1 protein-coding gene is annotated in these 300 nt (G+C 53.7%); it reads left to right on the top strand.

Annotated elements, in window-relative coordinates; translation table 11 throughout:
- Nucleotides 1-300: Ig-like domain-containing protein (locus EXE10_RS21685; protein WP_165383071.1), on the top strand; the 300-nt coding region annotated here is incomplete at both ends.

Raw genomic sequence — 300 nt, 5'->3', positions numbered from 1 at the left:
CGCAGCAGTCGATGCGACCTATGATGCAGCGACAGGCACCTTGACACCAACGACTCCGTTGTCTGAAGGTGAACATGACTTAAGCTACACCTTGACGGATGCAGCGGGTAATGAAAGCGATCCAAGCCCAGCATTAACATTGACTGTGGACACCATAGCACCAACAGCGCCAGCAGCCCCGACACAGTACTTGGACAATACCGATCCCGTACAAGGCACATTCGGTACAGGTACAAGCACCAACGATAGCACCCCAGGCTTGATCATCCCTGCACCAGCCGCGGGTGAAACACCAAAATT

The sequence above is a fragment of the Acinetobacter sp. WCHAc060033 genome, from assembly GCF_004209125.1.
GTDB classification, from domain to species: Bacteria; Pseudomonadota; Gammaproteobacteria; order Pseudomonadales; family Moraxellaceae; genus Acinetobacter; species Acinetobacter wuhouensis.
The sequence above is the reverse complement of the archived record's forward strand: the minus strand, read 5'-3'. Positions and strand labels throughout refer to the sequence as shown.